Annotated in this window: 8 protein-coding genes and 2 tRNA genes; 4 read left to right on the top strand and 6 right to left on the bottom strand. The window is 64.4% G+C overall.

The window, feature by feature from the left end; all coding sequences use genetic code 11:
* Positions 1 to 31: 31 nt before the first annotated feature.
* The 3 genes from AC6CHP_RS02670 (at position 32) to AC6CHP_RS02660 (ending at position 4,501) form a co-directional block, all read left to right on the top strand.
* The gene (locus AC6CHP_RS02670) at positions 32 to 2,065 is read left to right on the top strand and encodes a TPM domain-containing protein (RefSeq protein WP_498228094.1); all 2,034 of its coding nucleotides are present in this window, start codon (positions 32 to 34) and stop codon (positions 2,063 to 2,065) included.
* Between the two features lie 110 nt (positions 2,066 to 2,175).
* Positions 2,176 to 2,967, top strand: coding sequence for a PspA/IM30 family protein (locus AC6CHP_RS02665; protein ID WP_188727696.1), 792 nt, complete (start codon positions 2,176 to 2,178; stop codon positions 2,965 to 2,967).
* Between the two features lie 100 nt (positions 2,968 to 3,067).
* A complete protein-coding gene (locus AC6CHP_RS02660; RefSeq protein ID WP_377193761.1) occupies positions 3,068 to 4,501 on the top strand; it encodes a cryptochrome/photolyase family protein in 1,434 nt (477 codons plus the stop codon).
* Between the two features lie 47 nt (positions 4,502 to 4,548).
* Here the strand turns inward: AC6CHP_RS02660 and AC6CHP_RS02655 are convergent, their stop codons facing one another.
* The 5 genes from AC6CHP_RS02655 to AC6CHP_RS02635 all read right to left on the bottom strand — a co-directional run bounded on the left by AC6CHP_RS02655 (position 4,549) and on the right by AC6CHP_RS02635 (position 10,398).
* Positions 4,549 to 5,481, bottom strand: coding sequence for a cytochrome b/b6 domain-containing protein (locus tag AC6CHP_RS02655; RefSeq protein WP_188727693.1), 933 nt, complete (start codon positions 5,479 to 5,481; stop codon positions 4,549 to 4,551).
* A gap of 142 nt (positions 5,482 to 5,623) precedes the next feature.
* A tRNA-Met gene (locus AC6CHP_RS02650) sits at positions 5,624 to 5,697 on the bottom strand.
* Between the two features lie 135 nt (positions 5,698 to 5,832).
* A tRNA-Met gene (locus AC6CHP_RS02645) sits at positions 5,833 to 5,906 on the bottom strand.
* Between the two features lie 122 nt (positions 5,907 to 6,028).
* Entirely contained in the window at positions 6,029 to 9,013 is a 2,985-nt protein-coding gene (locus AC6CHP_RS02640) for a UPF0182 family membrane protein (protein ID WP_188728206.1), read from the bottom strand.
* A gap of 167 nt (positions 9,014 to 9,180) precedes the next feature.
* On the bottom strand, positions 9,181 to 10,398 hold the full coding sequence (locus AC6CHP_RS02635) for a YlbL family protein (RefSeq protein ID WP_377193759.1): 1,218 nt from the start codon (positions 10,396 to 10,398) through the stop codon (positions 9,181 to 9,183).
* 132 nt (positions 10,399 to 10,530) lie between these two features.
* On the opposite strand from AC6CHP_RS02635, the gene AC6CHP_RS02630 reads away from it, so the two are divergent.
* Positions 10,531 to 12,009 carry a zinc-dependent metalloprotease gene (locus AC6CHP_RS02630; protein ID WP_377193757.1) on the top strand — a complete coding sequence of 493 codons (1,479 nt, stop codon included), beginning with the start codon at positions 10,531 to 10,533 and terminating at the stop codon, positions 12,007 to 12,009.
* Positions 12,010 to 12,044: 35 nt separating this feature from the next.
* On the opposite strand, the gene AC6CHP_RS02625 is transcribed toward AC6CHP_RS02630, so the two are convergent.
* Positions 12,045 to 12,617: a M48 metallopeptidase family protein gene (locus tag AC6CHP_RS02625; RefSeq protein WP_377193755.1), complete on the bottom strand. Its 573-nt coding sequence runs from the start codon at positions 12,615 to 12,617 to the stop codon at positions 12,045 to 12,047.
* Between the last annotated feature and the right edge of the window lie 2 nt (positions 12,618 to 12,619).

Genomic DNA, 12,619 nt, shown 5'->3' with positions numbered 1-12,619 from the left:
AATCGGTGTCAGGCGTGCTGAAGGGTTGCACATGCGGTCAAAGTTCAAACGTTTATTCGCCGTGATCGGCCTTACCGCCTTCCTGGCGTTGCCCGCCGGCGCGGCCTGGGCCGAGGATCCGGTCACCATTCCCTCCGGCCAGAACATCGTGGATAACGCGAATGTACTTGGAAGCCGTGAGGGCGAAGTCCAAGAAGCAATCCAGAAGCTGCTCAAGGACGACAAATACAACCTCTACGTCGTGACCGTGGACAGGTTCACCAACCCGACTGTGCCGGCAGACTGGGCCGCAGCCGTTGCCACGCAGAAAGGCATGGGCAGGTCAGACGCCATCCTCGCAATAGCCAAAGACGACGGCAAATTCAGCTTTGTCCTGAACTCTGCCAGCCCCATTAAGTCCAAGCAGGGGGCCATTAGCCAGAACGCGGTCACGGCCAACCTGGCCGGTGGAAATCCCGATTTCGCCCAGGCAGCAATTGACACAGCAGCGGCAATCGGAGATGCCGCCAGCGGGGGCAGCGGAAACGTCCCCTCAGATGAAGGTGCTGGCGCGGCTGTCCTCGTAGGAACGGGCGTACTAGCTGCCGGAGGCGCCGGTGCGTACCTCTACTTCCGCAACAAGCGCAAGAAGGCAGCCGGCCAGGCAGCCAACGCCAGCTACGGTCCGCAGGGCGCTGAGCTCGATCCGCTGGCGTCGCTGAGCATTGAGGAACTTCGCCGCAAGGGCGGCTCCCTCCTCATTGAGGCGGACGATGCCATCAAGTCCAGCGAGCAGGAACTCATGTTCGCGCAGGCACAGTACGGTGATTCCGCCGTCGGCAATTTCACCAAGGCGCTTCACGAAGCCAAGGCCCACCTGAGCGAATCCTTCAAGCTGCAGCAGCAGCTGGACGATCACATCCCGGACACCGAAGAGCAGCAGCGGACATGGCTCGGCGAGATCATCCGCCGGTCCGAAGCCGCGCTGGCGTCCCTCCAGGAGCAAAAAGCGGACTTCGATTCCCTGCGCGAACTTGAGAAGAACGCACCGCAGGCCCTGGCAGCTGTGAACGCAGGTGCGCGCGAAGCAGACTCGAAAATCTCCAGCGCAGAAGGGTCCCTTACCTCCCTCCGCGCCAAATATGCCGAGAGTGCCCTGACCCAGGTTTCTGACAACATCCTGCAGGCCAAGGAACGCCTGGCATTCGTCCAGAACGCCACCGCCACCGCCCAGCAGAAGCTGGCTGAGGGCGAGGCCAGCCTTGCCGCGGTAGCAGTCCGCGCAGCCGAAGAAAGCCTGCACCAGACCAACGTGCTGCTCGACGCCATCGCCAAGGTTTCCTCCAACCTGGATGAAGCCCGGGGCAGCCTCGAGAGTGCGGTAGTGGACACCTCCCAGGACCTCGCCCAGGCACGGGCCATGATCCAGTCGGGCGCCCACCCCGAGCTCGCCGGTCCGGTGGCCGGAGTCGAGAACGCCCTCGCGCAGGTGAAGGCGGAGATCCAGGGCGGCAAGATCGACCCCATTGCCACCCTGCAGCGCGTTGAGACTGCCCACCAGTCGCTGGACCAGGCGCTCAGCGGCATCAGGGACCAGCAGGAACAGGCCCGCCGGGCGCAGGCCTCGCTCCAGCAGACCATCATGTCTGCCCAGGCCCAGATCAGCGCAACCGCGGACTACATCACCGCCCGCCGCGGCGGTGTGGGGACAGAGGCACGCACACGCCTGGCGGAGTCGCAGCGGAACCTGGATTACGCTCTGTCCATTGCACGCACCGATCCTGTGACGGCCCTGACCTACGCCCAGCAGGCGCACGCCCTGGCAGCACAGGCAGCCCAGCTGGCCCAGGCCGATGTCGACCACTTTGGCGGCTACGCCAACCAGGGCTACGGCGGCGGCGGGATGTTTGGCGGAGGCGGCGGCGGAGGCCTCGGCGGCGCCATCCTGGGCGGCATCCTGATCAACTCCATCCTCAATGGAGGCGGCGGCGCGGGCTGGGGCGGTGGCCACAGCGACGGCGGCGGCTGGGGCGGCGGAGATTTCGGCGGAGGCGACTTTGGCGGAGGCGACTCCGGAAGTTTCTGATCGCCGCAGACTAGCACCGGCCCGAAACCCGGCGCCCGCAGCATCACAGCCACAACACAACTGTTCACTGATTTCAGTGGTCACCACAGAGCAGGACGAAAGGTAGCAACATGGTTAAGCAGTCCATCTTTGGCCGTATCGCACAGCTGGCTAAGGCAAACATCAACACTTTGCTGGACAACGCTGAGGATCCCCAGAAGATGCTGGACCAGATGGTCCGCGACTACACGAACAACATTGCTGAGGCTGAGTCCGCCGTGGCGCAAACCATCGGCAACCTGCGGATGCTCGAGGACGACTACCGCGAGGACGTCAAGAACGCACAGGACTGGGGCAACAAAGCCCTTGCGGCCTCGCGGAAGGCGGACGAATACCGGGCCAGCGGGGACACTGTTGATGCCGAGAAGTTCGACAACCTTGCCAAGGTGGCCCTGCAGCGTCAGATGTCCGCCGAGAATGAGGCCAAGGGGGCAGAACCCAGCATCGCCTCCCAGCGCGAAGTGGTGGACAAGCTCAAGTCCGGCCTGGACCAGATGAAGGGCAAGCTCAACGAGCTGACCAGCAAGCGGAACGAGCTGGTGGCCCGGTCCAAGACCGCTGCAGCCCAATCCCAGGTCCACGACGCCATCAAGAGCATCGATTTCATGGATCCCACCAGCGAAGTGGGCCGCTTCGAGGAAAAGATCCGCCGCGAGGAGGCCAAGGTCCTTGGCCAGCAGGAACTCGCAGCTTCCAGCCTGGACGCGCAGTTCAACCAGCTGGAGGACCTCGGTGAGCAGGTTGAGATCGAGGCACGCCTGGCCGCGCTGAAGTCCGGCAACTCGTCGAAGCCGGCCCTCGGCGCCGCAGGCTCGGCAGCAACGGGCTCAACGGTGGACGAAGCAGACTTCGACAAACTCTGATCGGCGGCGGGACGTTCCGCCTGCTCTAGAGACAACCGATAGGGCCGGGGCCATCGTGGCCCCGGCCCTGTCCGTTCCCGCCAGTGTGTAGCGTGGTTGCATGGCTTCCTCCACTGAGACTTCCATCGTCTGGCTCCGCGACGACCTTCGGCTTGATGACAACCCCGCGCTTTCCGAAGCAGCCGCGCTCGGGCTGCCCCTGACGGTCGTCTACATCCTGGACGAGGAGTCCGAGGGCGTCCGGCCGCTTGGAGGAGCCACGAAGTGGTGGCTGCACCATTCCCTCGCCTCACTCGCGGGTGCGCTGGAAGCCAAAGGCTCCAGCCTCCTCCTTCGCCGCGGGCCTGCCGAGGAGATCATCAGGGAACTCGCCGTCGAAACCAACGCCCGCCACCTGTTCTGGAACCGCCGCTACGGCCGGCCGGAGCGCACGGTGGACGCCGCTGTCAAGGCGTGGGCCACTGATAACGGTTTACAGGCCTCGAGCTACCAGGCAAACCTCCTGTTTGAGCCCTGGACTGTCCGAACAGGCGCCGGCGGGCCGTATAAGGTGTTCACGCCGTTTTGGCGGGCCTGCCTTGCCAGCGCTGATATCCGCGACCCTCTCCAGGTTCCGGGAACGCTGCCGGCGCCTCCGAAGCGAACCGGCACCGTGCAGGCGGGCGACACACTTGATGGCTGGGAACTCCTGCCCGCCGCCCCCGATTGGAGCGGCGGACTCGCTGCTGTTTGGGAACCGGGCGAGGACGGCGCCAGGCGCCGGCTCGAAGATTTCCTGGACGGACCGGCGGAGGAATACGGGACGGGCCGGAATATTCCGGGCGTGGAAGGTACCAGCCGGCTTTCACCCCACCTGCGGTTCGGCGAAGTCAGTCCCTTCCGCGTGTGGCGGCAGATCCGCCGTCGCTATCCAAACAAAGTGCCTGCCGACGTCGGCATCTTCCGCTCGGAGCTTGGCTGGCGGGAATTCTGTTGGCACCTTCTGTACACCAACCCGGATCTTGCCACCCGCAACTACCGTCCGGACTTTGACCGGTTCGAATGGGAGAGGCCCGGCAAGGATGAACTGGAAGCCTGGCAGCAGGGCCGGACCGGGTATCCGTTCGTCGATGCAGGCATGCGCCAGCTGTGGCAGACCGGCTGGATGCATAACCGGGTGAGGATGGCCGCGGCGTCTTTCCTGGTCAAGAATCTCCTGACGGACTGGCGCGTCGGGGAAGCCTGGTTCTGGGACACCCTTGTGGACGCGGACGCGGCCAGCAATCCCGCCAACTGGCAGTGGGTTGCCGGCTCAGGGGCAGATGCCTCACCGTACTACCGGATCTTCAACCCCGTCACCCAAAGCAAGAAATTCGACGCCGCGGGCACCTACCTGCGCCACTTCATCCCCGAGCTGGCGGACCTGGACGCAAAGTCTATCCACGAGCCCTGGAAGTCGGGCATGGAACTGGTGGGATATCCAGGGCCGCTGGTGGACCTGCCCGAGTCCAGGGAGCGGGCCCTCGAGGCTTATCAGAAGCTCAGGGACAGCTGACCCGCTCCAGGGGCAACCGCAGCCGCCGGGCGCCCGTCAGGCGCCCGTCAGCGGCTGACCTTGCCCATCAGGGAGGCGATGGGCCGCAGGAACAGCGGGCGGGCCAGGAACCAGGCGGCCACCATGACCACAACCGAGGCGAGGAACACCCAGAAACCAAACCACCCGTCGTCGTCGCGCACGCCGTACATGTGGTTGAGGTTGCGCAGGGCTCCCGTGGCGAGCACCAGGAAGACGTGCACCGCAATGAAGGCCACGAAGTAGATCATCACCGGGAAGTGGACGGCGCGCGCCCACTCGATGGGGAACGCCTTGTTAAGGCCGGCAGCCTTCTTGGGCCAGGCACCGGACATCCGCAGGCCAGTGATGAAGGCCAGCGGAGCGGCGATGAAGACTGTGGCGAAGTACGAGAGCAGCTGCAGCGCGTTGTAGTTGACCCAGCCGTTCTCCGTGGGCCAGTCCAGGGATGCGTACTGCAGTGCCGCAGACAGCGCGTTGGGGAAGACGTCCCAGCTGGTGGGAACAATCCGCATCCACTGGCCGGTGGCGAAAAGCAGCACCGCGAAGATCAGGCCGTTCAGGATCCAGAGGACATCCAGCGTCAGGTGGAACCACAGCTCGAGGCTGATCTTGGTGGGCGGGTTCTTCGTTTTGATCAAGCCTTTGTTGTTCCGTGTCCAGTGCCCGCTGGGGCGGGTGGTGGTCCGGACCTGCCACCCGGTACGGATGATCAGCAGCAGGAAGAACGCGTTCAGGAAGTGCTGCCATGCAAGCCAGGCCGGAAAGCCCACAGGAGCGTTGTCCGGAAGCTCCGAGTGGCCCGGATAGTCAGCCACGAAGGAAGCCACGGCAGGCAGCCCCATCAACCACTTGGCAACCAGCACCACCAGGACCAGCCCTCCGAGGACGGCAGGCACCCCCCAATAGAGTCGCGACCGCTGACCCGCCGCGGTACGGGGCTTCTTCGTGGGTGTGGACATCGAACAACATTCCTCTCGAGAATGACTGGCCAAGTGCTCACGGCGTGTGAGGCTCTGCGAAAGAGAATACTAGGAACTGCACGTATCCACGGAAAAAAGAAGACCCCGGCCGGCTGATATGCCGGTCGGGGTCTTCACATAGTTGCGGGGACAGGATTTGAACCTGTGACCTCTGGGTTATGAGCCCAGCGAGCTACCGAACTGCTCCACCCCGCGTCGCTGCAACAACACTACCCTAGTTTTCCGGCCACGTTTTCCACTCGGGGATTTTCCCCTCGGGCGGCAGGAAATCCCTGGAGCTTAAACAAAAACATCCGGACACTGTTTCCAGTGTCCGGATGTTTTCATCAGTTGCGGGGACAGGATTTGAACCTGTGACCTCTGGGTTATGAGCCCAGCGAGCTACCGAACTGCTCCACCCCGCGTCGCAAGAACTACTTTACCGGTACGTGAACACCAGGCCAAATCGCGGGCGCGTGATCTCCGTCTCGCCTACGGAAACGGCACCTGCCCCACAGGGAACAGGTGCCGCTTGCCGCCGTCGTGATCAGCTGGTGGCTGAGGGTGACGGGCTCGCTTCAGGTGCATCGGTGGCTGCCGGCGCGGGCGTGGCCTCAGGTGCGGCAACCGGGATCTTGGCTTCCGCAGCCACGGCCTTCTGGAGGGCAGCCGCGATCTTCCTCTGCGCCTCGCCATAGGCTGCGAAGTCCCCTGCGGCAAGAGCCGACTGGCCCTCCTGGATCGCCGCATTCGCTTCATCCAGTGCGGCCTTCAGCTCTGCCTTGGCGTCAGCTCCCGCAGGCGTTCCCGGCGCGGCCGGATCTACCGGGGTCTGGCCATTGTTGTCCGAATCGCCCGCGGCAGCTCCGGAGTCTCCCCCGAAGAGCTGCTTCAGTGCCTCATCCAGGGTGGGAGCGAAGCCCACCTTGTCGCCGAAGGCCACCAGGACGCGCTGCAGTGTGGGGTACGACGTTTCGCCGGTCGACTTGAGGTAGACAGGCTGGACGTACAGGATACCGCCGCCTACCGGAAGCGTCAGCAGGTTGCCGTTGAGCACTTCAGACGCTCCCTGGCGCAGCAGGTTGAGGGCCTGCGAAACCGTGGGATCGGAGTTGAACTTGTTTTGCGCCTGGCCGGGACCCGGCACCTGGATCTCCGGCGGGATCTGGAGCAGCCGCAACTTGCCGTAGCTCTCCGCCTTCACACCCGCCTCGTTCCCGGCATCCGAGTCAGCGGCCAGGAAGCCATAGAGCACGTTGCGTGCGTTCCCGTTGACAATCTGCGGAATGAACGACGACGTCAGCTGGAAGGCGGGCTTGTCCTGGTCCGGCATCTGGAGGGACATGTAGAACGGCGGCTGCTTGACGCCGCTGTTGGAGTCAACGGTGGGATCCGCCGGCACGCTCCACACATCCTTGGTCTGGTAGAACGTGGACGGATCCGTCACGTGGTACTCCCCCAGGAGCTGGCGCTGGACCTTGAACAGGTCCTCCGGGTACCGGACGTGGCTCATGACATCGCCGGACATCTCCGAGAAGGGCTTGAGTGAGGTGGGGAACACCTTCTGCCAGGACTTCAGCAGCGGGTCCTGGTCGTCCCAGGCGTACAGGGTGACCGAACCGTCGTACGCATCAACCGTGGCTTTCACGGAGTTCCGGATGTAATTGACGGTGCTGTTGGGCAAGGCAACCGCGCGGCCGGAAGTGGTCTGGGTGTCCGCCGTGGCATCGGAAAGCCGCTCCTGCTGGGAGTACGGGTAGAACTGGCTTGTGGTGTAGCCATCCACAATCCATTTGACGCGGCCGTCAACCACCGCCGGGTAGGCATTCCCGTCCACGGTCAGGTACGGGGCAACCTTTTCCACGCGCTCACGGGGACTGCGGTCGTACAGGATCTGCGACTCGGGGTTGACGCCGTCCGAAAGCAGCAGGTCCGAGGACTGGAACTTGATGGAATACAGCACGCGGTTGAAGAACGTTCCCACGTTGGGACCGCCGTTGCCTTCAAAGGTGTACTGGTTGTCCCCCTCGCCTTCCCTGCCTGACGGCCGGTCCTGCTCGCGGGCAGGGGCGCCGTCCGGCGCGCCAACGATCGAGTAGTCGGGCGAGGATTCACCGAAGTAGATCCGGGGCTCATAGGTTGAATCGTCACCCAGGACACCCGTTGACGGAATACCCGACTGCAGGAATTCCGGCTTGCCGTCAACGGTGAACTTGTTGCCCTTTGCAGCCACGACACCGTAGCCGTGGGTGTACACAACGTGCTGGTTGAGCCAGCCCTGCTGGTTGGTTGCCACGTTTGCGGGGTTGAGTTCGCGGACCGCGATCACCGTGTCCTGGATCTTGCCGTCCACCTCATACCGGTCCACATTGAGGGCTTCCGGGAACTGGTAGTACGGGCGGTACTGCTCAAGCTGGGAGAACGCATCCGAAATCAGGTTCGGGTCCAGCAACCGGATGTTGGCCGTGGTCTGCGCATCCGGGGCCAGGGCCCCGGTACTGGCCGTGTTGGTGGCGTTGTAGCGGTCCACCTGGATCTTGTCCAGGCCGTAGGCCTCACGCGTGTTGTTGATATTTCGCTGGATGTATTCCTTTTCCAGCGTCTCCTCCGAGGGACGAACCTGGAACTGCTGGATCACCCAGGGGTAGACACCGCCGGCCAGGATGGACGTGATGACCAGCATGGCGGTTCCGATAACCGGCAGCCGCCACTTGCCGATGATGGCAGCGACAACGAACAGGATGGCAACGAGCACCGCCGCTACGGCGAGGATGGCCTTCGTGGGGATGACGGCGTTGACATCCGTGTACAGGGCGCCGGCCCAGCGTCCGCTGTTGCTCTGCACGGCGGTGAAGCGGTCCAGCCAGAAGTTGAGTCCAAGGAGCACCAGGAATGAGGCACCGGTCACGGCGATATGGATTTGCGCAGCCCGGCTGGTGAAGACGCCGCGTTCCATCAGGCGGATGCTGCCATAGAGATAGTGCGTCAGGATGCCCGCGATCCCGGCAATCACCACAACGCTGATCAGGAAGCCGGTTACGAAACCAAAAAACGGGAGCGACATCAGGTAGAAACTGATGTCCATACCAAATTCAGGGTCTTCTTTCCCGAAGGGCTCCTGGTTGAAGAACAGGAGGACCTTCTGCCACTGGCTGGCGGCGGCGCTGCCGGCGAAGAGTCCAAAGAGGACGGGGAGCCCGATCATGACAACGCGGCGGACGGGTTCCAGCTGCGCCTGGTACCGGTTCAGGTTGTCCCTGATTTCAGAGTCGGGCGCGTACACCGGCCGGGCGTTGTACGCGATGCGGATCGCGAAGAACACCGCCAGGAACATGATGGCGAAACCGGCGGCAAAGATACCGATCCGGACCAGGTTCTCGGTGACAAAGACCTCGATGAACCCCAACTGCCGGTACCAGAGGACGTCGGTCCAGACGTTGGCAAAGAAGATGAAGCCCACTACCACCAGGGCAACAACGATCAAGGTGGGCGTCAACGCCCCGCGTCGTGAAGGGGGTCTGCCTGTGGACATGGTGCTGGCGGGACGGGACAAACTGGGTACCTCATAGCTGGTCGTCAGATAAATCAGAGCGTGCGTGCGGGCGACGTCCGGGACCGGTCAAACGGCCGGTTTCGTCCGTCATATTTGCCACGAGTGGCGGTGGAGCTTAGTTCCTGTCGAGTCTAGTTGCGCCCAGTCTAGTTGCCCGGGCACGCCGGAAGGCCGGACGTGTCCTGACCGTTACCCGCACGTTCGACGGCGTCGCGCGCCTCAGCCAGGGTCTCCACCCTCACTACCTGCAGCCCGGCGGGGATGTGCCCTGCTACTTCCCCGCAGTTTGCGGCGGGCGCGAGGAACAACGTTGCTCCCCCGGCCCGTGCCCCCTGCAGTTTTTGTTGGATGCCACCGATGGGGCCCACGAGGCCGTCCGGGGAGATGGTGCCGGTCCCCGCGATGTGTTTGCCACCCGTCAGGTCTCCCGGTGTAACCGTGTCGATGATCCCCAGGGAGAACATCAGCCCCGCACTGGGGCCGCCGACTTTCTCAAGCGAGATCTCGACGTCGAAGGGGAAGGTGAACAGGTACTTGAGCATCACTCCGAGGATGAAGCGGCCCTCGCCGTTGTCCTTGGGGGTGATGGTCTCCGTGACGGACTGCCCGTCACGCTCCACCACCACAGAGACCGGCGCGCCGTTTCCCGCGGCCAGTTCCTCCTGGACGACGGACAGCGAGGTGATGTCCTTGCCGTTAATGGTCTTCAGGATGTCGCCGGGCTGGATCTTCCCGTCCGAGGCTGAATTTTCGGAGAGGCCGGCTGACTGCAGCTGCTGCCCGAAGGGAATATCCAGCTCTTTGAGGGCAGAGGCTACGGCGTTCTCCTGTGACGTGGTCATGGCCACGGAACTCTGTTCCTCGGCCTCTTCCCTGGTGGTACCCGTGGGGTAGAGCAGTTCCACGGGGTGCACGGCTTTGGAAGGGTCAACCCACGCGGAAAATGCATCAAGGATGCTGACCGGCCCGTTGGGGCCGCCGTCCACGTAGACAGTGGTCAGGTCAAGGTTTCCCTTGGCTGGATACGTTTCCCGGCCGCTGATGCTGATGACCGGGCTCCCCTGGCTTTCACCAAGGGTGTTGTACGTCGGTCCGGGTGACTCCACGACGTAAGGAACGGGAAGGGTGCCCACGGCGATTCCCAGGCCCAACGCCGACAGTCCCGCGAGCAGCATCGCCGACACTTTCCTGTCCCGGGGAGCCCGTTCCAGGGCGGGCGCAGCACCCGCCGTGCCGTCGTCGGCCCCCTCTCCATAGGCGGACGTGCCCGGCACGCGTGTTTCACCTGTTTGCGCAGGCAAGCCGCGGGTGAAGAGCTCAGGAGCGTGGTCCTCTGAGGGGTGGCCGCCACGGGTTGTAGTCACCCAACCAAGACTACGCGGTGCCGGTGGATGCCAGCTCTTTGCCTAGAGCGAACGACGACGCCGTCCGGCAGACAGCCGACCATGGCCGGGGTACCGTGAAGGTTGACAGCCACACCGACGATCGGCGGGATCATGACCTCCAATCCACTCAATCCGTCCAACGGCGACGACACCCCCAAGGATCCGTTGACCGAGATGCTGCAGAACCTGATGGGCGGCAAGGGGATGGAGAATTTCGACCCCGCCGAACTGGCCAAAGCTGCGGGGCTTCCGAACGACCCCAACCTCCTGGCGCAGATGTTCTCCCAGGTGCAGGCAATGATGAGCGCCCCTTCGGAGGGGCCCGTCAACTGGCAGCTTGCCCACGACAACGCCCGCCGTGTTGCCGCGAGCGGCAGCGACCCTTCGGTAACGTCCCAGCAGTCGCGCGAGGTTGATGAGGCCCTGCGCCTTGCGGAACTGTGGCTGGACCCCGTCACGGACCTTCCCGCCACCGGCCTGATCGGCCGGGCGTGGTCCCGGGCTGAATGGGTCGAGGCCACGCTGGGCACCTGGAAGCGGCTGACCGAACCGGTGGCCAACAGCATCGCGAATGCCCTCTCCTCGGCCATGACGGAGCAGATGCCCGAGGAAATGAAGTCCATGATGGGCGGGGCGTCCTCGATGCTCCAGAACATGGGCGGCGCCATCTTCGGCATGCAGCTGGGCCAGGCCATCGGTGCCCTCTCCGCTGATGTGGTCAGTTCCACCGACATCGGGGTCCCCCTCGCGGACCTGGAGATGGCACTGCTGCCCGCCAACGTCGCGGCGTTCGGGGAGGGCCTGTCCCTGCCCGAGAACGACATCCGGCTCTTCCTCGCAGTGCGGGAAGCCGCCCACGCGCGGCTGTTTGTCCAGGTTCCCTGGCTCCGCGGACACCTGCTGGGAGCCATCGAGGCGTACGCCCGCGGCATCCACATCGACACCTCACGCATCGAGGAACTTGCACGGGACCTTGACCCCAGCAACCCGGAAGGCATCCAGGAGGCCCTGTCGCAGGGCGTCTTCATGCCGCAGCGGACGCCGGCGCAGGACCAGGCCCTTGAGAAGCTTGAGACCGCCCTGGCACTGGTGGAGGGTTGGGTGGACGAGCTCACGGCCGCGGCCACCGAGAAGCTGCTGCCGTCCGCGGGTGCGCTGCGGGAGACCGTACGGCGCCGCCGGGCAACCGGCGGTCCGGCCGAGCACGCATTTGCCTCCCTGGTGGGCCTGGAGCTGCGGCCCCGCCGGCTGCGCGACGCCGCAACGTTGTGGGCCACCCTCAAGGAAGAGCGCGGCATCGAGGGCCGCGACGCCATCTGGCACCACCCGGACCTGCTGCCCACTGCCGAGGACCTGGACGATCCCAAGGGCTTCAGCGGACGCCGCAAGCTGGCAGAAGCAAGTGACAGCGAAGTGGATGACGCCTTGCAGAAGCTCCTCAGTGGCGGCTTCGACTCCGCGCCGGAGGCAGAAGAAGGCACTGAGCCTGGCGTAGAAGATGGCACCGCCGAGACTGCAAAGGACGACGGCGGGCATCCCGACGAGGGCAAGGATGGCCAGGAGGGCCCAGACGGCCAGCCGAAAGTCTAGGACGCCGCCCCGGCGCTGACTGCTGCAGGACGGAGTCAGTCGGCGTCGGGGCCGGCCATGCCGCGTCCGGTGGCGAAAGAAACACCCTCAAGGAACGCCTTGGCCCGCTGCGTTTCCGGATACGCCTCCAGCAGCTGCCAGAAGGCAGCGTTGTGCGCAGCCACCAGCAGGTGGGCGAGCTCATGGAGCAGGACGTAGTCGATCACCCACTGGGGCATGGGACGCAGTTTGTCCGAGAGCCTGATGGTTCCCTCTGCCGGAGTGGCGGAACCCCATCGCGAGTTCTGGTTGCTGACCCAGCGAACCGACGTCGGTACGGCGCGTCCCCCCAGGTACTTGGCAGACAATTGGGCCGCATGTTCGGCGAGGGCAGCGTCCGTGGCCGGCCGCCTCTTACCCGCTGCTGCCCGCCGCTCCCCCTGGCGCTGGAGTTTGGACACCATCTTGTGCACCCATTCGGCCTCTTGGGCAGCCGTGAACCGGGCGGGTATCGCGACCACCGCGGTTCCGTTCTCCCAGAAAGCGGCTACGGTGCGGGTACGCCGGGACGAACGCCGTACCACTACAGGCGCACCGTCCTCCGTGGTGATGGAAGAAGCAGCCGCCACCT

Source organism: Pseudarthrobacter sp. GQ63, from assembly GCF_059758765.1.
This window is presented reverse-complemented; position numbering and strand designations above follow the sequence as displayed.

Coding starts and splice junctions, on each gene's coding strand:
- AC6CHP_RS02670 (WP_498228094.1), top strand. CDS start 32: ATGCGGTCAAAGTTCAAACGTTTATTCGCCGTGATCGGCCTTACCGCC.
- AC6CHP_RS02665 (WP_188727696.1), top strand. CDS start 2,176: ATGGTTAAGCAGTCCATCTTTGGCCGTATCGCACAGCTGGCTAAGGCA.
- AC6CHP_RS02660 (WP_377193761.1), top strand. CDS start 3,068: ATGGCTTCCTCCACTGAGACTTCCATCGTCTGGCTCCGCGACGACCTT.
- AC6CHP_RS02655 (WP_188727693.1), bottom strand. CDS start 5,481: ATGTCCACACCCACGAAGAAGCCCCGTACCGCGGCGGGTCAGCGGTCG.
- AC6CHP_RS02640 (WP_188728206.1), bottom strand. CDS start 9,013: ATGTCCACAGGCAGACCCCCTTCACGACGCGGGGCGTTGACGCCCACC.
- AC6CHP_RS02630 (WP_377193757.1), top strand. CDS start 10,531: ATGACCTCCAATCCACTCAATCCGTCCAACGGCGACGACACCCCCAAG.